Source organism: [Mannheimia] succiniciproducens MBEL55E, assembly GCF_000007745.1.
Lineage (GTDB): Bacteria > Pseudomonadota > Gammaproteobacteria > Enterobacterales > Pasteurellaceae > Basfia > Basfia succiniciproducens.
The window spans coordinates 14,176-35,038 of the sequence record NC_006300.1 but is presented as its reverse complement, the minus strand read 5'-3'; the positions used below and the strand labels follow the sequence as shown (position 1 = coordinate 35,038).

20 protein-coding genes are annotated in these 20,863 nt (G+C 42.9%); 16 read left to right on the top strand and 4 right to left on the bottom strand.

The features are described 5' to 3' along the window. Nucleotides 1-59: 59 nt before the first annotated feature. A complete protein-coding gene (asnA, locus tag MS_RS00170; RefSeq protein WP_011199220.1) occupies nt 60-1,052 on the bottom strand; it encodes an aspartate--ammonia ligase in 993 nt (330 codons plus the stop codon). Nucleotides 1,053-1,230: 178 nt separating this feature from the next. On the opposite strand from asnA, the gene asnC reads away from it, so the two are divergent. Next, nucleotides 1,231-1,683 (top strand): transcriptional regulator AsnC, encoded by a 453-nt coding sequence (asnC, locus tag MS_RS00165; RefSeq protein ID WP_011199219.1) that lies wholly within the window; start codon nt 1,231-1,233, stop codon nt 1,681-1,683. A gap of 74 nt (nt 1,684-1,757) precedes the next feature. Here asnC and MS_RS00160 read toward each other — a convergent pair whose 3' ends face one another. Further along, nucleotides 1,758-3,248 carry a helicase HerA-like C-terminal domain-containing protein gene (locus MS_RS00160; RefSeq protein ID WP_041639422.1) on the bottom strand — a complete coding sequence of 497 codons (1,491 nt, stop codon included), beginning with the start codon at nt 3,246-3,248 and terminating at the stop codon, nt 1,758-1,760. Nucleotides 3,249-3,387: 139 nt separating this feature from the next. On the opposite strand from MS_RS00160, the gene MS_RS00155 reads away from it, so the two are divergent. The 8 genes from MS_RS00155 (at nt 3,388) to rpoH (ending at nt 9,954) form a co-directional block, all read left to right on the top strand. Next, the gene (locus MS_RS00155; RefSeq protein WP_011199217.1) at nt 3,388-3,873 is read left to right on the top strand and encodes a YchJ family protein; all 486 of its coding nucleotides are present in this window, start codon (nt 3,388-3,390) and stop codon (nt 3,871-3,873) included. Next, nucleotides 3,870-4,718: a virulence factor BrkB family protein gene (locus tag MS_RS00150; protein ID WP_041639421.1), complete on the top strand. Its 849-nt coding sequence runs from the start codon at nt 3,870-3,872 to the stop codon at nt 4,716-4,718. Before MS_RS00155 ends, MS_RS00150 begins: the two co-directional genes overlap by 4 nt. Further along, entirely contained in the window at nt 4,715-5,149 is a 435-nt protein-coding gene (dtd, locus tag MS_RS00145; protein WP_011199215.1) for a D-aminoacyl-tRNA deacylase, read from the top strand. Before MS_RS00150 ends, dtd begins: the two co-directional genes overlap by 4 nt. Nucleotides 5,150-5,339: 190 nt before the next feature. Then, nucleotides 5,340-6,548, top strand: a complete 1,209-nt coding sequence (gene gltS, locus MS_RS00140; protein ID WP_011199214.1) for a sodium/glutamate symporter — start codon at nt 5,340-5,342, stop codon at nt 6,546-6,548. 111 nt (nt 6,549-6,659) lie between these two features. Next, nucleotides 6,660-7,685, top strand: a complete 1,026-nt coding sequence (gene murB / locus MS_RS00135; RefSeq protein ID WP_011199212.1) for a UDP-N-acetylmuramate dehydrogenase — start codon at nt 6,660-6,662, stop codon at nt 7,683-7,685. A 14-nt stretch (nt 7,686-7,699) separates the two neighbouring features. Beyond that, nucleotides 7,700-8,014: a DUF2322 family protein gene (locus MS_RS00130; RefSeq protein ID WP_011199211.1), complete on the top strand. Its 315-nt coding sequence runs from the start codon at nt 7,700-7,702 to the stop codon at nt 8,012-8,014. Next, nucleotides 8,014-8,970: a dicarboxylate transporter/tellurite-resistance protein TehA gene (gene tehA / locus MS_RS00125; protein WP_011199210.1), complete on the top strand. Its 957-nt coding sequence runs from the start codon at nt 8,014-8,016 to the stop codon at nt 8,968-8,970. The genes MS_RS00130 and tehA overlap by 1 nt, the downstream gene beginning before the upstream one ends. 135 nt (nt 8,971-9,105) lie before the next feature. Continuing rightward, nucleotides 9,106-9,954: an RNA polymerase sigma factor RpoH gene (gene rpoH / locus MS_RS00120; protein WP_011199209.1), complete on the top strand. Its 849-nt coding sequence runs from the start codon at nt 9,106-9,108 to the stop codon at nt 9,952-9,954. Between the two features lie 111 nt (nt 9,955-10,065). Here the strand turns inward: rpoH and ulaR are convergent, their stop codons facing one another. Both ulaR and ulaG read right to left on the bottom strand, forming a co-directional pair. Then, nucleotides 10,066-10,815 (bottom strand): HTH-type transcriptional regulator UlaR, encoded by a 750-nt coding sequence (ulaR, locus tag MS_RS00115; protein ID WP_041639420.1) that lies wholly within the window; start codon nt 10,813-10,815, stop codon nt 10,066-10,068. A 91-nt stretch (nt 10,816-10,906) separates the two neighbouring features. Further along, nucleotides 10,907-11,998 (bottom strand): L-ascorbate 6-phosphate lactonase, encoded by a 1,092-nt coding sequence (ulaG, locus tag MS_RS00110; RefSeq protein WP_011199207.1) that lies wholly within the window; start codon nt 11,996-11,998, stop codon nt 10,907-10,909. 361 nt (nt 11,999-12,359) lie between these two features. Here ulaG and MS_RS00105 point away from each other — a divergent pair, with 361 nt between their 5' ends. The 7 genes from MS_RS00105 (at nt 12,360) to zwf (ending at nt 20,837) form a co-directional block, all read left to right on the top strand. Continuing rightward, entirely contained in the window at nt 12,360-14,153 is a 1,794-nt protein-coding gene (locus MS_RS00105) for a PTS ascorbate-specific subunit IIBC (RefSeq protein WP_011199206.1), read from the top strand. Between the two features lie 48 nt (nt 14,154-14,201). Next, nucleotides 14,202-14,669 carry a PTS sugar transporter subunit IIA gene (locus MS_RS00100; protein WP_011199205.1) on the top strand — a complete coding sequence of 156 codons (468 nt, stop codon included), beginning with the start codon at nt 14,202-14,204 and terminating at the stop codon, nt 14,667-14,669. 54 nt (nt 14,670-14,723) lie between these two features. Next, nucleotides 14,724-15,401, top strand: coding sequence for a 3-keto-L-gulonate-6-phosphate decarboxylase UlaD (locus MS_RS00095; protein WP_011199204.1), 678 nt, complete (start codon nt 14,724-14,726; stop codon nt 15,399-15,401). 182 nt (nt 15,402-15,583) lie between these two features. Further along, complete coding sequence (gene nudE / locus MS_RS00090) at nt 15,584-16,135, top strand: ADP compounds hydrolase NudE (RefSeq protein ID WP_011199203.1); 552 nt, start codon at nt 15,584-15,586, stop codon at nt 16,133-16,135. A 181-nt stretch (nt 16,136-16,316) separates the two neighbouring features. Continuing rightward, nucleotides 16,317-18,323 (top strand): OPT family oligopeptide transporter, encoded by a 2,007-nt coding sequence (locus tag MS_RS00085; RefSeq protein WP_011199202.1) that lies wholly within the window; start codon nt 16,317-16,319, stop codon nt 18,321-18,323. Nucleotides 18,324-18,474: 151 nt separating this feature from the next. Then, nucleotides 18,475-19,278, top strand: a complete 804-nt coding sequence (gene cysQ, locus MS_RS00080) for a 3'(2'),5'-bisphosphate nucleotidase CysQ (RefSeq protein ID WP_011199201.1) — start codon at nt 18,475-18,477, stop codon at nt 19,276-19,278. 74 nt (nt 19,279-19,352) lie between these two features. Beyond that, entirely contained in the window at nt 19,353-20,837 is a 1,485-nt protein-coding gene (gene zwf, locus MS_RS00075) for a glucose-6-phosphate dehydrogenase (RefSeq protein WP_011199200.1), read from the top strand. Nucleotides 20,838-20,863: the final 26 nt, after the last annotated feature.

The window sequence follows — 20,863 nt, the reverse complement described above, 5'->3', positions numbered from 1 at the left end:
TTGTATAAAAAAATTAAAGCGCCTTTTCAGACGCTTTAATCAGGAGGTTCCGTAATGGTTTAAAGAATATTTTCGTATTGTTCCATAACCGCTTTCGGCCATACGCTTGACTGTACTTCGCCGATATGGCGTTTTTGTAATAATAACATTGCTAAACGAGACTGACCGATGCCGCCACCGATTGAAAGCGGCATACGGCCGTTAATTAAATCCTGATGCCAATCGAATTTTAAGCGATCTTCATCACCGGTAATTGAAAGCTGTTTGCGTAACGCTGTTTCATCCACGCGAATACCCATGGAAGAAACCTCAAAAGCGCGGTTTAGAATCGGGTTCCAAACTAAAATATCGCCGTTCAATCCTTTATATTCGCCTTCCGATGTGGTTGTCCAGTCATCATAATCCGGCGCGCGACCGTCATGAGGTTTGCCGTCAGGCAATACTCCGCCGATACCGATTAAAAAAACCGCACCGTATTTTTTACAAAGTTCGTTTTCACGTTCTTTATCCGTCATACCCGGATAATCTTTAACTAAATCTTCGGAATGAATAAAAGTAATTTCTTTTGGTAAAAATGATTTCAAACCGTATTTTTTATCTACCGCCGCTTCCGTTTCTAAAATCGCCGCATAAATTTCACGCACGGTTTCTTTTAAATAATCCAAATTGCGGCGACCTTCAGGGATCACTTTTTCCCAGTCCCATTGATCCACATAAACGGAATGCGTTTGATCCAGACTATCTTCATCCGGACGTAGCGCTTTCATATGTACGAATAACCCTTCGCCTTCCGCGAAACCAAAACGAGCCAAGGTGTGACGTTTCCATTTTGCTAAAGAGTGCACGACTTCAAAAGCCGCATCTGTGATCATCTTCACATTTACTTGAACAGCTTTCTCCGTTCCCGAAAGATTATCTTGAATACCATTACCAACTTGACTTAGGATAGGACCTTGAACTTCAACCAAACCTAAATGTTCGGCTAATTTTTCCGTAAACGTATTCTTTGTAAAGCTAATTTCTTGCTGCTGTAAAATGAATGATTTTTTCATCGAGTAAACCTTTTTTATATATTTTTTAATCTGTTATGCGCCCTGTCTACGCTTGTTGCATATTATTCAACATAAAAAGCATAAAATTCAATACTTTTAATTAAATATTCGTTATAATACAAACAAATCGCAAATAATTACTAATTTATTTAAATAAAATCTAAAACAGGATAAAATTATGTACGCAATTGATAGCTTAGATCAGCAAATTCTCCGAGTTCTTACCAAGGATGCAAGAACTCCCTATGCAGAAATGGCAAAGAATTTCGGCGTTAGCCCGGGAACAATCCATGTGCGTGTAGAAAAAATGCGTCAATCCGGCATTATTGAAGGAACAAAAGTACGAATTGACGAACGTAAACTGGGTTATGACGTATGTTGTTTTATCGGCATTATCTTAAAAAGCGCGAAAGATTATGACAAAGTCATAAAACAGCTTGAAGGTTTTGATGAAGTGGTTGAGGCTTATTATACGACTGGCAACTACTCTATTTTTATTAAAGTAATGACCCATACTATTGCCGAATTGCATTCCGTATTGGCAACAAAAATTCAATTGATTGAAGAAATTCAATCCACTGAAACCTTGATTTCGATGCAAAACCCGATTTTACGAGACATTAAACCTTAATCGGATTATCCCGTAGAACAATGCCTTTCATTAACGAAAGGCATTGTTTCACAACCGGGCGGTCTGCCTATTTTTTATTTCTTCGTAATGGCGCCCAGAATCCCACGCAGAATCTGCTTGGTAACCTGGTTGCGTAAGTTCCGTCCTACTTGATGCGCGACGGAACTTACCATTTGTTCGGCAACAGTTTGCCGGCTTTTCTTTTTCGTACCGAAAATAGAAGAAATCATGCCGCTGAAAAAGTCGCTATTTTCTTCATCCTGCACCTGTTGTTGTACTTGAGCCTGAACCGATTGGTCGTTCAATATTTCATAAGCGGACTCATTATCCACTAAATCGCGATAATGAGGATAAAGCTCATCGTCTTTCACCCAATCCGTACGCTGTTCATTCGTCAATGGCGTTAATTGGCTTTTCGGCGGGAAAATCCCTACGATTTCCACCGGTGTCGGCATACCTTTTTCATCTAAAAACGAAACCAACGCCTGCCCTACCCCGAGTGTTGAAATGGTCTCAACCACATCCACCTGCGGATTGGCACGAAATGTTTCCGCAGCAGATTTTACGGCTTTTTGATCTCTAGGAGTAAAGGCGCGTAATGCGTGCTGTACCCGATTGCCAAGCTGACCTAACACCGTATCAGGCAAATCCAGCGGGTTTTGAGTGACAAAATAAATCCCTACGCCTTTTGAACGAATCAAACGCACAACCTGCTCGACTTTATCTACCAACGCGGAAGGCACACCGTCAAATAAAAGATGCGCTTCGTCAAAAAACATGACGAATTTCGGTTTTTCAGGATCGCCCACTTCAGGCAACCGCTCGAATAATTCCGCCATTAACCACAATAAAAATGCGCTATACATACGCGGCGAATTAATTAGTTTTTCTGAATTTAAAATATTAATTACCCCTCGCCCGTCCCGGGTTTGCAGCCAATCTTCAAGATTCAGTGCGGGCTCTCCGAATAAATTTGTCGCACCTTCGTTTTCCAGCGTTAATAACGCTCGTTGAACGGCGCCCACACTTGCCGCCGATACGTTGCCGTATTCCACCTGAAATTCTTTTGCATTTTCCGCCACAAATTTCAGCATGGCGCGCAAATCTTTCAGATCGATAAGCAACAGTCCTTTATCATCGGCAACACGGAAAACCAGATTGAGTAATCCTTCCTGCGTAGCGTTTAAATTTAATAAACGAGAAAGCAACATCGGCCCCATTTCCGAAATAGTGGTTCGAAGCGGAATGCCCGTTTCGCCGAACACATCCCAAAATGAAACGGGATAACCGCTCAAATAGTTCTCGCCGCCTAAATTAAACTGTTCGACGCGTTCGGCGATTTTGCCTTGCAGAGTGCCTTTCACCGTAAGCCCGGAAAGATCACCTTTTACATCAACTAAAAAAACGGGCACGCCGTCATCACTGAAAGCTTCGGCAAGTTTACGTAATGTCACGGTTTTACCGGTTCCCGTCGCACCTGCGATTAAACCGTGGCGGTTTGCCATTTTAGCCGTAATGCCTAATTGAACGCCTTTATTTGTTTGAGCAATGATATATTGGGTCATAAGAGTCCTTAGAATGCAGAAAAATCCGCTTTTTTCCGTTAGAGGTTTATAGTTAAGCATAATAAGGAAAAATCAAAGTGCGGTCAAAAAATACAATAATTTATGTTATTCTTAAACAAAATATTAAGGAACAAAAAAATTGGAAAAACCGACCGCACTTTTAACACAACCCTGTCTTTGTCAATCCGGCAAACAATATACGGATTGCTGTGCGCCTTTGCATACCCGTCAGACCCTGCCGGCGAACGCCGAACAGCTTATGCGCTCCCGTTATTGCGCCTATGTGTTACAACTGATTGATTACATAGTGGAAACAACCGTGCCGAGCCAGCAGCAGCTTTTAGATCGGACTATATTGCAACAATGGGCGAAAACCACAAATTGGATTGGGCTGGAGATTGTTTCCCATAGGGAAAAACTGTCAAAAATTCATAGTGCGGTAGAATTTAACGCTTTTTTTGCCACGGATGAAGGTAAGCAAGTACATAACGAGCGTTCTTTATTTGTGCAAATTAACGGACGTTGGTATTTTGTTGATCCGACCGTGCCGCTGCCAAACAATAAACAGCCTTGTGTTTGCGGTTCGGGAAAGAAATTTAAAGCCTGTTGCGGAGGGTTGTTATGACACAACTAAAATTATTATTTGCCGTTTTCTATTGCCGCTTCCAACAGAACAAACTCACCCAGGCGGCAGGCGCGCTGACTTACAGCACAATGCTTGCCATTGTTCCCTTGGTGATGGTGGTCTTCGCTATTTTTTCCGCATTCCCGATGTTCAATGAGGCGGCTGCGGAATTAAAAACCTTTATTTTTGATAATTTCTCACCCTCTGCCGGCGACACTGTCGGGCAATATATTGATGAATTTGTCGTTAACTCAAAAAGCATGAGTGCGGTGGGTATTATCAGTTTAATCGCCGTGGCACTTTTACTTATAAATCAAATAGACAGAACAATTAACGATATTTGGAACAGTAAAAACCGTAATTTTATTTTTTCCATGACCATTTATTGGACGCTGCTTACCCTCGGTCCGATTTTTATCGGCATGAGCTTTGCCATCAATACCTATATCCGTTCTATTATCGCTTTTGAAGGTGATTTAGGGCTGCCTTTCGGCTTAAAATTATTAAGTTTTGTGCCGTTTTTACTGACATGGCTGAGTTTCAGTCTGATTTACACTTTGGTACCGAATACAAAAGTGAATTTCCGCTATGCCGCTGTCGGCGCATTAGTCGCCGCTATCTTTTTTACTCTGGGTAAAAAAGCCTTTGCCTGGTATATGGCGACTTTCCCTTCTTACCAGTTAATTTACGGCGCTATGGCGACCTTGCCAATTACCTTATTATGGATTCAATTAAGCTGGCTTTTTATCCTGTTAGGGGCGCAACTTACCGCCGTTTTAGGAGATATGCGCCTGATAAAATCAGGTGATCTGAATTTAACCGCTATTAAGGAAAAAACAGAATGATTGCATTGATCCAACGCGTCAGCCAAGCGAAAGTGGACGTAAACGGACAAACCGTCGGTCAAATTGGTGGCGGGCTATTGGTTTTACTTGGCGTCGAAAAAGAAGACTCAAAGGAAAAAGCCGATAAACTTGCCGAAAAAGTACTGAATTATCGCATTTTCGGCGATAAAAACGACAAAATGAATTTGAATGTACAACAAACCGACGGAGAATTATTGGTGGTGTCGCAATTTACTTTAGCCGCCGATACGGGGCGGGGTTTGCGCCCTAGCTTCTCCAAAGGTGCACCGCCGCAACTGGCGAATGAACTTTATCAATATTTTGTACAAAAATGCGGAGAAAAAGTGCGGGTTGAAACGGGTAAATTTGCGGAAAATATGCAAGTAAGCCTCACAAATGACGGACCGGTAACATTTTGGTTAAAGGTATAACCGCCTGAATTGAACTGCCCCACAAACGTTTTCCTTTCATAAAAAGCGGGTTTCCCTGGCGAAAAAACCGCTTTTCTGATAAATTATCGGACTTTCATTACATCAAATCAGCTATTAATTAAATAAAAAGAATGCAAATTTTCTCTCTCGATTTGATGTTTTTTTGCATTTTTCAGCCTAGAGGATAATTATGACTTTTGATACTTACGAGACGTTAGCGCTCGCTTGTTTGGTTTTATTATTGGGTTATTTCTTAGTTAAACGCGTTAAATTGTTAAGTAATTTTAATATTCCCGAACCTGTTGTCGGCGGCTTTATTGTTGCAATTGTTTTAACCGTCGTGCATGAAATCTGGGGATTAAGTTTTAGTTTTGACAGCAACTTACAGCGTACTATGATGTTGGTATTCTTCAGTTCAATCGGACTAAGCGCAAACTTTGCCCGCTTAATCAAAGGCGGCAAACCCTTAGTGATGTTCTTAGTAGTGGCGGCAATGTTAATCGCCATTCAGGATACCGTGGGAATTTTCGGTTCAATGGCATTAGGTTTAGACCCGGCTTACGGTTTGATTGCCGGTTCGGTAACCTTAACCGGCGGTCATGGTACGGGCGCGGCTTGGGCGGAAACCTTAACCAATGATTTCGGCATTTCGGGCGCGATGGAATTAGCTATGGCGTGCGCCACTTTCGGTTTGGTATTCGGCGGTATTATCGGCGGCCCGGTGGCAAGATTTTTGTTAACCCGCTTACATAAAGAAGAGGTGCCGGAAGATGAAAACGTTGACGACGTACAAGAAGTATTTGAAAAACCGGTTTATCGCCGTAAAGTAAATTCCCGCGCTATTATCGAAACCATCAGCATGATGGCGGTTTGTTTGCTGGTGGGGCAATTTCTTGACGAATTGGCAAAAGGCACCGCATTCCAATTACCGACTTTCGTATGGTGTTTGTTTACCGGCGTAATTTTGCGTAATACCTTAACCTTAGTCTTTAAATTCACCGCGCCGGATCAAACTATCGACGTATTGGGTACGGTCGGTTTATCTATTTTCTTAGCCATTGCTTTAATGTCGTTAAAATTATGGGAACTGGCGGGCTTGGCATTACCGGTATTTGTGATTTTAACGCTTCAAGTGGTGGTAATGGCGACCTTTGCTATTTTAGTGACTTACAGAGTAATGGGCTCGGACTATGATGCGGTAGTGTTAAGTGCCGGTCACTGCGGATTCGGTTTAGGCGCGACACCAACCGCCGTTGCTAATATGCAGGCGGTCACCGCCCATTTCGGTCATTCTCATAAAGCGTTCTTAATCGTACCTATGGTCGGCGCGTTCTTTATTGATTTATTAAACGCCTCTTTATTAAAATTCTTCGTTGAAGTCGCCGCCTACTTTCATTAATTTTATATCATCAAATAAAATACCGCATAAAAGTGCGGTATTTTTTTCATAAATTTGCTCAAACACATAACAAAAGCTAAACTAACCGCAAAATAATCATAAGGATAATTTATGCAAAGTTTAAAACCCTTTCATACCTTCGCCGTTCCCGCTCAGGCAAAAAATATCGTCGAAATTACCGCACTTGAACAACTACAACAGGTTTGGGATGGTTGCCGACAAGAAAATCAGCCCGTTTTGTTCTTAGGACAAGGCAGCAATGTGTTATTTTTAAAAGATTTTGCCGGCACGGTATTAATCAACCGTTTAATGGGTATTGAACACAATGAAGATGAGCAATTTCATTATTTACATGTAAACAGCGGCGAAAACTGGCACAACTTGGTGGAATGGTCGTTATCTCAGAGTATCGGCGGTTTAGAAAATCTTGCGCTCATTCCGGGCTGCGCCGGCTCCGCTCCGGTACAAAATATCGGCGCTTACGGCGTTGAATTTAAAGATGTGTGCGATTATGTGGATGTTTTGGATTTAAATCAGGGCAAGCAATTCCGCCTGACCAATGCGGAATGCGAATTCGGTTATCGCGAAAGCGTATTCAAACACAAATACGCGCAAGGTTTTATTGTAACTGCGGTTGGATTAAAATTAGCCAAAGCATGGCAACCGGTATTAAAGTACGGCACGCTTGCCAATTTCGATAAAAGTGCGGTCGGTTTTCAGCAAATTTTCGACGAAGTTTGCGCCGTTCGCCGAGCTAAACTGCCGGATCCAAAAGAATTCGGCAATGCGGGCAGTTTCTTTAAAAATCCGGTGATTAGCGCCGGGCATTTCGCCTTACTGCAACAAGAATACCCGAATATACCGAATTTCCCGCAGGATGACGGCTCGGTGAAACTTGCGGCAGGCTGGCTCATCGATCAATGCCAATTAAAAGGCTATCAAATCGGTGGTGCGGCGGTCCATCAGAATCAGGCATTGGTACTGGTGAATAAAGGCGACGCCACCGCCTCCGACATCGTAGAATTAGCCCATCATGTACGCCAGTCTGTAGCGGCAAAATTCGATGTTTATTTATCACCTGAAGTTCGCTTTATCGGCGAGCTGGGCGAAGTGAACGCAGAACAGGCAATCAGTTAATTTTTGAGGTATTTATGGATTTCAAAACCAATTTAGACGCATTACCCGCCATCGACCGCTTATCGGGCTTGGATGTAATCAAAGATAACGAGGTAATTCATCACATTCCGGCAGTAGCGGGTAAATTAGGCTCATTGCGCGTTTATAATGCGCTTGCCGCACAATTTAACGGAAAATTAGACCGCACTTCCGCACAAAAAGGCGTGGAGATTTTTGCCGAACATAGTGCGGATGCAAAACAAAATCCGAATAAACATCCGAATATTGATTTGTTGTTTGACGTAATTAATAACGATCTGACTTATAAATTACAACCCATTGAAAAATAATGTCCGATACAAAACCGTTTCCGATTCCCGTTAACTATTTCAGCATGGTATTAGGATTGGCGGGGCTTGGGCTTGCCTGGCGTTATGCCGCTATAATTCTGCCTTTACCTGCGATCATCGGGGAGAGCGTTCTAACAGTCGCAACGGCAATCTGGCTTGCCTTAATCGTTATTTATATTTACAAATGGAAAGCTTATCCCGAACAGGCGAAAGCGGAATTATATCACCCGATTCTCGGTTGTTTTGTCAGCTTAATTCCTATTACTACGATTCTGGTTGCCATGGGCGCATTGCCTTACAGCCGCGAAACGGCGGTTGTATTAACCGCGTCCGGCATTATCGGGCAACTTGGTTTTGCTATGTTTCGTTCGGCGGGATTATGGCGCAGTGGTCATCCTCAGGAAGCCGCCACACCGGTTTTGTATCTTCCAACCGTCGCCACTAATTTTGTCAGCGCTAATGCGTTAGGTTCATTAGGTTATAGTGAAATCGGCGCATTGTTTTTAGGCGGCGGTATGCTTGCCTGGTTCTTTCTTGAACCCGCCGTACAGCAACGATTACGCAATTTAACCGCTTTGCCCGAAAATATTCGCCCGATTATCGGTATTCAACTGGCACCCGCTTTTGTTTGCTGTTCGGCTTATTTGGCGATTAACGACGGCGAAATCGATTTATTGGCGAAAGGATTAGTCGGTTACGGATTATTGCAATTATTTTTCTTACTGCGCCTAATGCCCTGGATTGCTACAAAAGGTTTTACCATGCCGTTTTGGGCATTTTCATTCGGTTTAGCCTCCATGGCGGGAGTCGGCTTGCATACCGCTCATAGCAGTTCAAGCCCGTATCTTGAATTACTCGGTTTAGCCATGTTCGGTTTCGCCTCATGTTGCATTACGTTATTAACTTTGGGTACCTTAAGCTTAATAAGAAAAGAAAAATTTTTAATAAAAAACTGAGTAAAACAATCAGATTTATTGAACTTTATTTGGTAAAGTGCGGTCTTATTTAACATAAAATTGAAAGGAGTTGATCTTCTTTCGATTTATGCAATAATTAATCGGTAAACCTATTGTTTACTAAGAAGGAAGACAATGACTAAAGAAACACAAACTATGATGTTAGTTCCGCAAGGCAGTATCGAAGCGTACATTCGTGCCGCGAACGAATATCCTATGCTTAGCGCAGAGGAAGAAAAGGAATTGGCGGAACGTTTGTATTATCAAGAAGATTTAGAGGCGGCAAAAAAACTAATTTTGTCTCATCTTCGTTTTGTTATTCACGTAGCGCGCGGTTATTCCGGCTACGGGCTTCCGCAAGCTGATTTAATCCAGGAAGGCAATATCGGTTTAATGAAAGCGGTTAAACGTTTTAATCCGGAAGTCGGCGTACGTCTGGTTTCCTTCGCCGTACATTGGATTAAGGCTGAAATTCATGAATATGTGCTCCGCAACTGGCGTATCGTTAAAGTTGCTACTACCAAAGCACAACGTAAATTATTTTTCAATCTGCGCAAAACCAAACAACGTTTAGGCTGGTTCAGCGATAATGAACTGGATTTAGTCGCTAATGAATTAGGCGTAACCAAAGAAGACGTGATTGAAATGGAAAGCCGCATGACAGGCGCCGATGTCGGCTTTGATTTGCCGACGGATGACAGCGAAGAAGAAACTTTTGCGCCTTCAATGTATCTTGAAGATAAAAGCTCCAACTTTGCGGCGGAACTTGAAAGCGAAAATTTTGAAACGCAAGCCATTGATCAGCTCAGCAATGCGATGGAAAACTTAGACGAACGCAGCAAAGATATTATTCAGGCTCGTTGGTTAGATGATACCAAAGCTACGTTGCACGAACTCGCGGCAAAATATAACATCTCCGCAGAACGCGTCCGTCAACTGGAAACCAATGCACTCAAAAAATTAAAAAGTGCGGTCAGTTTTTAGGAAATTTTATGGAACATTCCAAATAAAAACCTCCGGTTCAATGCCGGAGGTTTTTTATCGGTAGAATTTCTGAAAATCGCCCTTTATAACTATCTTTTCAACAATCAGGCACTACGCCAACATCACATCGACGCCTTTTTCTCGGAGCGTACGAATAAAATCCGGATCCGCTTCCTGCCCGGTAATAATAAGGTCAATATTTTTTAATTCGGTAAACAGCATTCCCACCGTTTTGTCCAACTTGCTACTATCCACTAACACAATCAGTTTTTGCGCTCGTTTCAGCAGCCGCTGTTCTGAAGAAGCGATAACCATATCGGTTTTATATAAACCTTGTGCGGTAAGCCCTTTTCCGCTGGTAAACATAATATCGGCGGCAAAAGCTTCATTGTGCTCGCTTAACGAAAGCGTAATCGCCTGGCTTTTATTATATTGCCCGCCCATAATAACAACCCGTTCGTGATCGTTTTCAATAAGCTGATTTGCCAACGGAAGATAATTGGTGATAATTTGAACGTTACGATTGCACAACGCATTGCCCAGCAAAAGCATTGTAGAACCACAAGTTAAAATAGCGCTACTGTCATTCTGACACAGGCTTGCAGCAAGTGCCGCAATGCGTTGTTTTTCATCTAAGTTCTTTATTTCATTTTGTTTTTTTTGCGGTTGAAAGGTAGATTGAATAACCGCCTCTGCGCCGTTTCTTAATTTTTTCAGGCGGCCTTGCTCATTCAATTTGGTGATATCCCGACGTGCCGTTGCCGGTGAGATATTAAGTGCAGTCATGATTTCCTGCACGGAAAGGAATCCATTTTCTCCTAACAGAGTCAATAACTTATTGTGTCTGATTTGTTCATTCATTATATTACTCCGAACCAACTATGATTAACTCAAATATATAAAAATGAACATAAAACTACCGCACTTTTTATTAGTGCGGTAGTTATGCGTTTTATAAAATTGATTTAAACGGAACGTTTGGTTCTTGTTCAAAACAATCATCAAACCCGCGAGGATGATGATATTCGATTAAATCCTTATCACGCGGATAGACATATTTACCGCCGACTTCCCAAATAAACGGATGGAACTGATATTGTAAACGATCTTTACGCATGCGATAAAGCTCAAGAATTTCATTTGTGCTTGCCATAAAGTTAGTCCAAATATCATGATGAACCGGAATAACCACTTTGGCTCTTAAACATTCTGCCATACGAAGAATATCAATTGAAGTCATTTTATCCTGAATACCTAACGGATTTTCACCATAGCTGCCTAACGCGACATCAATATCGTAATCTTTACCGTGTTTTGCATAGTAAATTGAATAATGGGAATCGCCGGAATGATAAATATTACCGCCCGGGGTTTTAATCAGGTAGTTAACCGCTTTCAGCCCCATTTCTTCGTCGCTCGGGCAGATGCCGTTAAGTTCGCCGCCGTTGTCTTCCGCACCCCGTGCAGGCAATGTGACCAGACAAGTGCGGTCAAAAGAATCAAGGGCTACAAGTTCCAAGTCTTTGATTTTAACCGTATCGCCCGGTTTTACTACTACGCAACGTTCAGCCGGTACGCCCCATTTGGTCCACATATCGACACAATATTGCGGCCCGATAAATTTAACATGATCAAGTTTAGGATTATTCACCACCGCCGCAGCAACGTTTACATCAATATGATCGTTATGATAATGGGTTGCAACAATCGCATCCACTTCATTAATCGCAAAAGGATCCAATACACCCACAGAATTACGCAGATTCGGCTGAAGTTTACGCACACCCGCCATATTCGCCATTTGATGGCCACGCACCATATCTTTAACCTGTTTGGTCGCTTTACCTCTGCCGCACCATAAGTCAATACAGATATTCGCGCTTTGCGGGGTTTTAACCCATAAACCGACACAACCTAACCACCACATGGCAAAATTGTTTGCCGGCACTTGTTCCAGTTCGATTTCTTCATTCAACCATGTTCCCCACTCCGGAAATGTCGAAAGAATCCAGCTTTCTCTGGTAATTTCACTTACTTTGCTCATATTTTGCTCCTTATCCTTTAAAAATCGGCACAATAAAAAATCTAAAACAATCATAAATAATCACAAATAAAAAATAAACATATTTTTATACTTTTTGTGATGGAGATCTCAAATATAAATTTGATTATTTAGAATATTATGATGGAAATTCATATAAAAAATAAGCAAAAAAAGATAAGCGTGGTTAGTTTTGATTAAAATAAATTGTGATAAAGCTCACAAATAATCAAATTTAATCTTTTTACTTGTCGTTATGGTGCTATTATCCCTAGTGGTAGATGTTTAGACTGAGTTTTGAATTATTTATTCTAAAGTTAGCAGAGAGCATCCCATAAGAATATTGAAAAATAAAGAGGTTTACATGGAGACTTTATATAATCTATTTCTTGGCTTTAATGCCCAAGTCCTCTCAAAAGCGCCTTTCTTACTTGGGATAGTCGCCTGTTTCGGTTATATCCTATTAAAAAAAGATACCACCACAATCATTAAAGGGACCATTAAAACCATTGTCGGTTTTATGATGGTTCAAGTCGGTTCCGGCGTATTAACGACAAGTTTTAAACCGATTATTGAAAAATTATCGGAATTTCATCATTTAGCAGGTGCGGTTATCGACCCTTATACCAGTATGCAGTCCACCATCGAAACCATGGGTGAAAATTACGGCTGGGTGGGTTATGCCGTATTGCTTGCACTGGCGTTAAATATTTTACTGGTTGTATGCAGACGAATTACCGGTATCCGCACCATTATGTTAACCGGGCATATCATGTTCCAGCAAGCGGGTCTGGTCGCCGTATTTTATATGATTATCGGCGCTTCCATGTGGGAAACCGTTATCTACACCGCCGTTTTAATGGCATTATATTGGGGTATTTCGTCCAATATAATGTACAAGCCAACCCAAGCCGTCACCGGCGGGGCGGGTTTTTCTATCGGTCACCAACAACAAATCGCCTCTTGGGTGGCTACCAAATTAGCGCCTAAATTAGGTGATCGCAACGACAGCGTAGATAACATGAAATTGCCTAAATGGCTGCATATTTTCCATGACAGTATCTCCGCCACCGCACTTGTTATGACCGTATTCTTCGGCATTATTCTGCTTTCTTTCGGTCTTGATAACCTGCAAACCATGGCGGGCAAAACCCACTGGTTTATGTATATTCTCGAAACCGGCTTAAAATTTGCCGTTGCCATTCAAGTTATCGTAACCGGCGTACGTATGTTCGTCGCGGAATTATCCGAAGCGTTCAAAGGTATTTCGGAACGCGTTATTCCTAATTCGGTATTAGCTATCGACTGTGCCGCAATTTATGCCTTCTCGCCAAATGCAATGGTATTCGGTTTTATGTGGGGTGCAATCGGTCAATTCTTTGCCGTCGGCGTCTTACTTATGGTCGGCGCACCCGTCTTAATTATCCCCGGCTTTATTCCGATGTTCTTCTCTAACGCGACTATCGGCGTGTTCTCAAATCAATTCGGCGGTTGGAAAGCGGTAATGAAGATCTGCTTCGTCATGGGGATTATTGAAGTGCTCGGTTCCGCCTGGGTTATTCAATTACTTGCAAGCCAGGGTACAACCTTTAACGGCTGGATGGGCATGGCTGACTGGGCGTTATTCTTCCCGCCGGTTTTACAGGGTATCGTGAGTATTCCGGGCTTCTTCTTCATCATTCTCGCCCTTGCAATGGTCTATATGTATTTTGCCTCCAAAAAATTACGTGCCGATGAAGCGGCGGCAGCGGCGGCAGGTAAAACGCTCGAACAAATGGACGGTTACGGTTTAGATGATATTGACGAACCTGAAGCAGAAACGGTTGAACAATCCGATAACGAAACCGTAACGCAAAGTGCGGTCAAACCCGTACGAATTTTAGCGGTATGCGGCTCCGGGCAAGGTTCTTCAATGATGATGAAAATGAAAATCAAAGGTTATCTCGATAAACGAGGCATCCCGAATATCATGGATTCCTGCGCCGTTACCGATCATAAGGGTAAACTGGACAGCACCGACATTATTGTCTGCTCAAAACACCTTGCCGACGAAATCTCGGCAAACGACAAAATTTCCGTATTGGGCGTTCAAAATATGTTAAATCCGAATTCCTTCGGCGACGAGTTATTAGCGCTGATAAAAAAATATCAAAACTAATTCACCCGAAGACAGCAATATTCAACTTAATTATGGTGGAGAAATAATATGCTTAAACAATCTCTTATTGATAATAATTCCATTAAATTGCACCAAAAGGCGGCAAACTGGCAAGAAGCAATCAAAATCGCCATTGATTTATTGGTTAAATCCGGCGCGGTAGAAGCCCGTTATTACGACAGAATCGTCGAATGTATCAAAGAAATGGGGCCTTATATTATTTTAGCCCCGGGTCTGGCAATGCCTCACGCCAGACCGGAAGACGGCGTAATCAGAACCGCCTTTTCATTAGTAACTTTCGATACGCCGATTCATTTTGAGGGAGAAGATGACCCCATCCGAATGATGGTAGCTCTGGCGGGCAGCGATTCCGACAAACATATGGAAGGTTTAATGGAAATTACCCAAATACTGGAAGATGAAGACAGCGAAACCGGTGTGAATATTCAAAAATTCTTAGACTGTAACACCGAAGCGGAAGTCTTCGCCGTAATTGATGCGGCGCTGAGCGAATAAAATTTCGAAAAAAATGACCGCACTTTTGCGGAAAATACACAAGGAGATACTTTTATGTCAAAACCTTTACTACAAATCGCATTAGACTCATTAAGCTTAGAAAAAGCGGTAGCCGATGCAAAAAAAGCGGAAAATTCCGTCGATATTATTGAAATCGGCACAATTCTGGCCTGCGCGGAAGGGATGAAGGCGGTTTCGACATTACGGGCATTGCATCCGAACCATATTTTAGTTTGCGACTTAAAAACCACCGACGGCGGCGCTATTTTAGCTAAAATGGCATTCGAGGCCGGTGCGGACTGGTTAACCGTCTCGGCGGCGGCTCACCCGGCAACAAAAGCCGCCTGTAAAAAAGTGGCGGACGAATTCAACGCAGCCCATCCCGAATTAAAAGTAAAAAAAGAAATCCAGATTGAAATTTATGGTAACTGGACATTAGAAGATGCCAAACAATGGGTAGAATTAGGCGTTACCCAGGCAATTTATCACCGCTCCCGCGATGCGGAACTGGCAGGTAAAGGCTGGATGCCGGAAGATATCGAGAAAATGAAACAACTGGAATCGCTGGGGCTGGAACTGTCTATCACAGGCGGTATCGTGCCGGAAGAAATCCATTTGTTTAAGGACATCAAAAAGGCAAAAGTTTTTATTGCCGGTCGCGCCTTAGTGGGTGAAAAAGGCCAACAAACGGCGGCGGCTATCCGCAGTGAAATTGATAAATATTGGGTGTAACGGCTAGCGATTAAATAAGTCGTTTCGTTTTATAATAAAAACCTACGAAAGCCGGTTTCAATAATAGAAGCCGGTTTTTTATTACGGTTCCGACAAAACAGAGCTTGAAACCTTTAAATAACGCTGTCTAAATCTGTACTTTATGGTATGTTAATGCTCTGTTTTATAAAAAAGAGATAACGATGAACCTATTGCAAAAACCGGAAATCCTGGGCATTTCTGTCGCAGCGAAATCCCGCATATTCGAAATTCAGGCGGTGGAATTGAAATTTTCCAACGGCGAACTTCGTACTTATGAACGTTTCAAACCCAGCAGCCGTTGCGCCGTTATGGTGTTGCCTATCGACGGTGAAGATTTACTGATGGTACGGGAATACGCGGTAGGCACCGAACGGTATGAATTAGGCTTTACCAAAGGTTTAATGGAAGCCGGCGAAACGCCGGAACAAAGCGCAAATCGCGAAATGCAGGAAGAAATCGGCTTGGGCGCAAAGCAATTTATGCTATTGCGCACGGTAAATTCCTCGCCTAGTTTTATGAACAACCCAATGCACATTTTAATCGCGCAGGATTTCTACCCATCAAAACTGCCCGGTGATGAGCCGGAACCGCTTCAGTTAGTACGCGTTCCCTTAGCCAATATCAACGAACTGATTGAAGATCCCGGCTTCTCCGAAGCAAGAAATTTAGTAGCGCTTTATACGCTGCGGGATTATTTACGTAAACTAAAATAAATACGCGTATCTCTTTACAGGCCTTAAAGTGCGGTGCATTTTCGTTAATTTTTAGCTAAATATTATGCGATTTGTTTAGAAAGAAAGCATTTAATGGCTTTTTATGATTCATATTGGATCCATCTTATGCAAATTCGTGTAGGATACCTGGGATTTTTCTACAATAAAAAGGGTATCTACAATGAATAATCAGAAAGCTTTGCGCGAACTCACCCTCAGAGGAATGATTCTCGGCGCACTTATTACGGTAATTTTTACCGCCTCCAATGTATATCTCGGTCTAAAAGTAGGGATGACTTTTGCCTCTTCTATTCCCGCCGCAGTGATTTCTATGGCCGTACTTAAAATGTTCAAGGGGTCGAACATTCTTGAAAACAATATGGTGCAAACTCAGGCTTCGTCAGCCGGTACGTTATCTTCCGTTATTTTCGTACTACCGGCCTTGTTAATGATGGGTTACTGGCAGGATTTTCCTTTCTGGCAAACCTTATTAATCTGTGTTTCCGGCGGTATTTTAGGGGTGATTTTTACCGTGCCGCTACGAAATGTTATGGTGGTCAAAAGTGATCTGCCTTATCCGGAAGGTGTTGCCGCGGCAGAAATCTTAAAAGCGGGTGATGAGGCTGGAAAAGAAAGCGGTGTCAAAGAAATTATGGCAGGCGGTATTATCGCTGCCGTAGTGAGTTTTTTAACGAACGGGTTACGCATTATCACCGATGGTGCGAGCCTTTGGTTTAAAGGTGGTGCCGCTATCTTCCAGATTCCGATGGGATTCTCCTTCGCCTTATTGGGAGCCGGTTACTTAGTGGGTATGATGGGCGGTATTGCTATGCTCGTCGGTACCTTATTCACTTGGGGGGCGGCGGTACCTTATTTCACCGCAACAACGCCAATGCCGGCAGATATGGGAATTGCCGACTTTGCTATGAGTCTTTGGAAAAGCAAAGTTCGTTTCATCGGTGTGGGCGTTATCGGTATCGCGGCAATTTGGACATTATTAGTGTTGATGAAACCGATGATTCAAGGTATGAGCCAATCTTTCCGGGCGTTAAAAGATAAAAATAACATCAATTTAGACCGCACTTCGCAAGATCTCTCGCCGAAAGCAATGATTTATACCATTCTCGGCAGTACCGTTCTTATCATTATTGCGCTGGTGAGTTTCTTACAACCAGTAGGGCTACCGACTTCCACCACCTTCTTATTTGTAGTGCTTTGCACCCTGCTTGCCGTATTAATCGGCTTTTTGGTCGCCGCCGCATCAGGTTATATGGCAGGTTTGGTCGGTTCGTCTTCCAGCCCGATTTCAGGTATCGGTATTATTTCTATTGTATTGATTTCACTGGTACTAATTGTTGTCGGTCATTCATTGGGCTTAATGGACAGCAAAGACGGCCAGCGTTTCTTAACGGCATTAACCATTTTTACCTCTGCGATTGTATTCTGTGTCGCCACCATTTCAAACGACAACCTACAAGACTTAAAAACCGGTTATTTAGTGCATGCCACACCTTGGCGCCAACAATTTGCCTTAATTATCGGCTGTATCGTCGGCGCATTGGTTATTACGTCGGTGCTTGAAATTCTGTATCACGCATACGGTTTTGCCGGTGCCATGCCGCGCGAAGGTATGGATGTCAGTCAGGCGTTATCCGCGCCGCAAGCAACTTTGATGATGACCATTTCCAACGGAATTTTCTCCGACAATCTTGAATGGACTTACATTTTTGTCGGCATCGGTTTCGGCTTATCGCTTATCATCATTGATACTTTATTGAAAAAATCAAGCCAGGGGCGTCTTGCCTTACCAACTCTTGCCGTGGGTATAGGTATTTACTTACCGCCGGTGGTGAACGTTCCGCTGATTATCGGCGCACTGCTTTCCTGGTTAATTCAACGTCATCTCCGCCATTACGCAAAACGCAGCGGAAAAGATATAAGCGAATTAAATAAAAAAGCGGAACGTTTCGGCACATTATTCGCGGCGGGTTTAATCGTGGGCGAAAGTTTAATCGGCGTTATTATGGCGTTTATCATTGCGGCATCCGTCACTTCAGGCGGCTCGGACGCACCGTTAGCCTTAGAATTAGCCGACTGGGATTCCATGGCTGAAATCTTAGGTTTAGTGGCATTTATCATCGGTATCGCGATTTTCACCCGTCGTGTACTGAAAGCGAAAAAAGCTTAATTTAAACCCTAAAAGTGCGGTCAAAAAAAGGAAAATTTCCACCGCACTTTTCCTTTCTTTTACCCCACTAATTATCTCAACTACTTCCTCGTAAAGATCACAAATTTTTGTTAGAATCTTACTAACCTATTCCTCTATAAAACGGTTCGCTATGCAAATAACTCAACAACTTCTCGATGACGTATTGAAAATCGCCTCATTAGCGGGCGAACATCTAAAAACATTCTATGCAAAATCCGTGAACGTAGAAATAAAGACGGACAATACACCCGTTACGGAAGCCGATTTATTTTTGAGCCAATTTCTAATCGAAAAATTAACCGTACTAACGCCGGATATTCCCGTGCTCTCGGAGGAAAACTGCAACATTCCGCTGGCCGAACGTCAAAAATGGCAGTCTTACTGGTTAATTGATCCGGTGGACGGTACACAACAATTTATCAATCATACCGGGCAATTTTCCATTATGATTTGCCTGGTTCAGGATAATCAACCGCAACTCGGCATTATCCATGCCCCAATCATAGGAAAAACCTATTATGCCCGTCGGGGACTAGGCGCTTTTCTGATTGAAAACGGCTGTTGCCGAAAACTTCCGCCGCTTCAACCACACAATCATCAGCACATCAAAATTACCATCGGTTCGTCTAATCCGGAAAAAATCCGCCAATCCGTACAACCGCCTTATAAGGCGGATCTGTTATTGTACGGATCCAGCAGTTTGAAATCCGGCCTTGTTGCCGAAGGCGTGGCGGACTGTTACGTTCGTTTGGGCAATACGGGTGAATGGGATACCGCAGCGGCAGAAGTATTGCTGAATGAAGTGGGCGGCAAAATTTTTAATTTACAATACCGGCCTCTCACTTATAATCAGCGAGAAACATTAGTGAATCCCCATTTTGTCATGGCTAATGCACAATTGGATTGGAAAAAAATCTTTCGATTTGATTTGTAATAGCTATTAGCAAATTCATTGAAAATATTGCATATTAAGCAAACTCGTAATGTTAATAATTTTTAGGAAATAAAATGAAAGCAGAAAATAACTGTATCGTGATTTTCGGTGCCTCAGGCGACTTGACCCACCGAAAACTCATTCCGGCTCTGTACAATCTCTATAAAATCGGTCGTTTAAGTGAAAACTTCTCAGTTTTAGGTGTTGCCCGCACAGAATTAAGCAATGAAAAATTTCGTGAAAAAATGCGCAGCGCCTTAATTGAACATGAAAAAGCCGACGGCGACGAATTAAATAATTTCTGCTCGCATCTTTATTACCAAGCAGTTAACACATCGGATGCGGCGGATTACGTGAAACTCATCCCTCGCCTAGACGAGTTACATGATAAATACAAAACCTGTGGTAATACGCTTTACTACCTTTCCACCCCGCCAAGCCTGTACGGCGTAATCCCCGAATGTCTGGCGGCGCACGGATTAAATACCGAAGAATTCGGCTGGAAACGCATTATCGTGGAAAAACCTTTCGGCTATGATATGAAAACGGCAAAAGAATTAGACGTGCAAATTCACCGATTCTTTGACGAACACCAAATTTACCGTATCGATCATTATTTAGGCAAAGAAACCGTACAAAACCTGTTAGTACTTCGCTTCTCCAACGGTTTATTCGAGCCGCTTTGGAACCGTAACTATATTGATTACATTGAAATCACCGGCGCGGAAGAATTAGGCGTTGAACAACGCGGCGGCTATTACGACGGTTCCGGCGCCATGCGCGATATGTTCCAAAACCATTTATTACAAGTGCTGGCGATGGTAGCAATGGAACCGCCGGCAATTATTAATGCGGATTCCATGCGTGACGAAGTGGCAAAAGTGCTTTATTGCCTACATCCGTTAGAACCGAATGATTTACAACATAATCTGGTTTTAGGTCAATACGCCGCCACACAACTAAACGGTGAGCGGGTGAAAGGTTATTTAGAAGAAAAAGGCGTTCCGCCGGATTCAAACACCGAAACCTACATGGCATTACGTTGCAAAATAGACAACTGGCGTTGGGCTGGCGTGCCTTTTTATGTACGCACGGGTAAACGGCTGGCGGCACGGGTTACAGAAGTGGTTATTCACTTCAAGAAAACACCACATCCGGTATTCAGTCAGGAAGCGCCTGAAAATAAATTAATTCTACGCATTCAGCCTGACGAAGGTATTTCTATGCGCTTCGGTTTGAAAAAACCCGGCGCCGGCTTTGAAGCGAAGGAGGTCTCCATGGACTTCCGCTATTCGGATTTAAACGGCGCAAGCTTACTCACCGCTTACGAACGTTTATTATTAGACGCCATGAAAGGTGATGCCACCCTGTTTGCACGTACCGATGCCGTGCATGCTTGCTGGAAATTCGTGCAACCTATTCTCGACTATAAAGCGAACGGCGGACGGGTTTATGAATATGAAGCCGGTTCATGGGGGCCGGTGGAAGCCGACAAATTAATCGCCCAACACGGTCGCGTATGGCGCAAACCTTCCGGTCAAATGAAGAAAAAGGTTTAAGAATTGTAGGGCGTATCGCATATATA

Coding starts and splice junctions, on each gene's coding strand:
- asnA (WP_011199220.1), bottom strand. CDS start 1,052: ATGAAAAAATCATTCATTTTACAGCAGCAAGAAATTAGCTTTACAAAG.
- gltS (WP_011199214.1), top strand. CDS start 5,340: ATGACTTTTGATACTTACGAGACGTTAGCGCTCGCTTGTTTGGTTTTA.
- rpoH (WP_011199209.1), top strand. CDS start 9,106: ATGACTAAAGAAACACAAACTATGATGTTAGTTCCGCAAGGCAGTATC.
- zwf (WP_011199200.1), top strand. CDS start 19,353: ATGAAAGCAGAAAATAACTGTATCGTGATTTTCGGTGCCTCAGGCGAC.
- cysQ (WP_011199201.1), top strand. CDS start 18,475: ATGCAAATAACTCAACAACTTCTCGATGACGTATTGAAAATCGCCTCA.
- MS_RS00160 (WP_041639422.1), bottom strand. CDS start 3,248: ATGACCCAATATATCATTGCTCAAACAAATAAAGGCGTTCAATTAGGC.
- MS_RS00150 (WP_041639421.1), top strand. CDS start 3,870: ATGACACAACTAAAATTATTATTTGCCGTTTTCTATTGCCGCTTCCAA.
- MS_RS00130 (WP_011199211.1), top strand. CDS start 7,700: ATGGATTTCAAAACCAATTTAGACGCATTACCCGCCATCGACCGCTTA.
- dtd (WP_011199215.1), top strand. CDS start 4,715: ATGATTGCATTGATCCAACGCGTCAGCCAAGCGAAAGTGGACGTAAAC.
- murB (WP_011199212.1), top strand. CDS start 6,660: ATGCAAAGTTTAAAACCCTTTCATACCTTCGCCGTTCCCGCTCAGGCA.
- ulaG (WP_011199207.1), bottom strand. CDS start 11,998: ATGAGCAAAGTAAGTGAAATTACCAGAGAAAGCTGGATTCTTTCGACA.
- MS_RS00095 (WP_011199204.1), top strand. CDS start 14,724: ATGTCAAAACCTTTACTACAAATCGCATTAGACTCATTAAGCTTAGAA.
- MS_RS00100 (WP_011199205.1), top strand. CDS start 14,202: ATGCTTAAACAATCTCTTATTGATAATAATTCCATTAAATTGCACCAA.
- nudE (WP_011199203.1), top strand. CDS start 15,584: ATGAACCTATTGCAAAAACCGGAAATCCTGGGCATTTCTGTCGCAGCG.
- asnC (WP_011199219.1), top strand. CDS start 1,231: ATGTACGCAATTGATAGCTTAGATCAGCAAATTCTCCGAGTTCTTACC.
- MS_RS00085 (WP_011199202.1), top strand. CDS start 16,317: ATGAATAATCAGAAAGCTTTGCGCGAACTCACCCTCAGAGGAATGATT.
- MS_RS00105 (WP_011199206.1), top strand. CDS start 12,360: ATGGAGACTTTATATAATCTATTTCTTGGCTTTAATGCCCAAGTCCTC.
- ulaR (WP_041639420.1), bottom strand. CDS start 10,815: ATGAATGAACAAATCAGACACAATAAGTTATTGACTCTGTTAGGAGAA.
- tehA (WP_011199210.1), top strand. CDS start 8,014: ATGTCCGATACAAAACCGTTTCCGATTCCCGTTAACTATTTCAGCATG.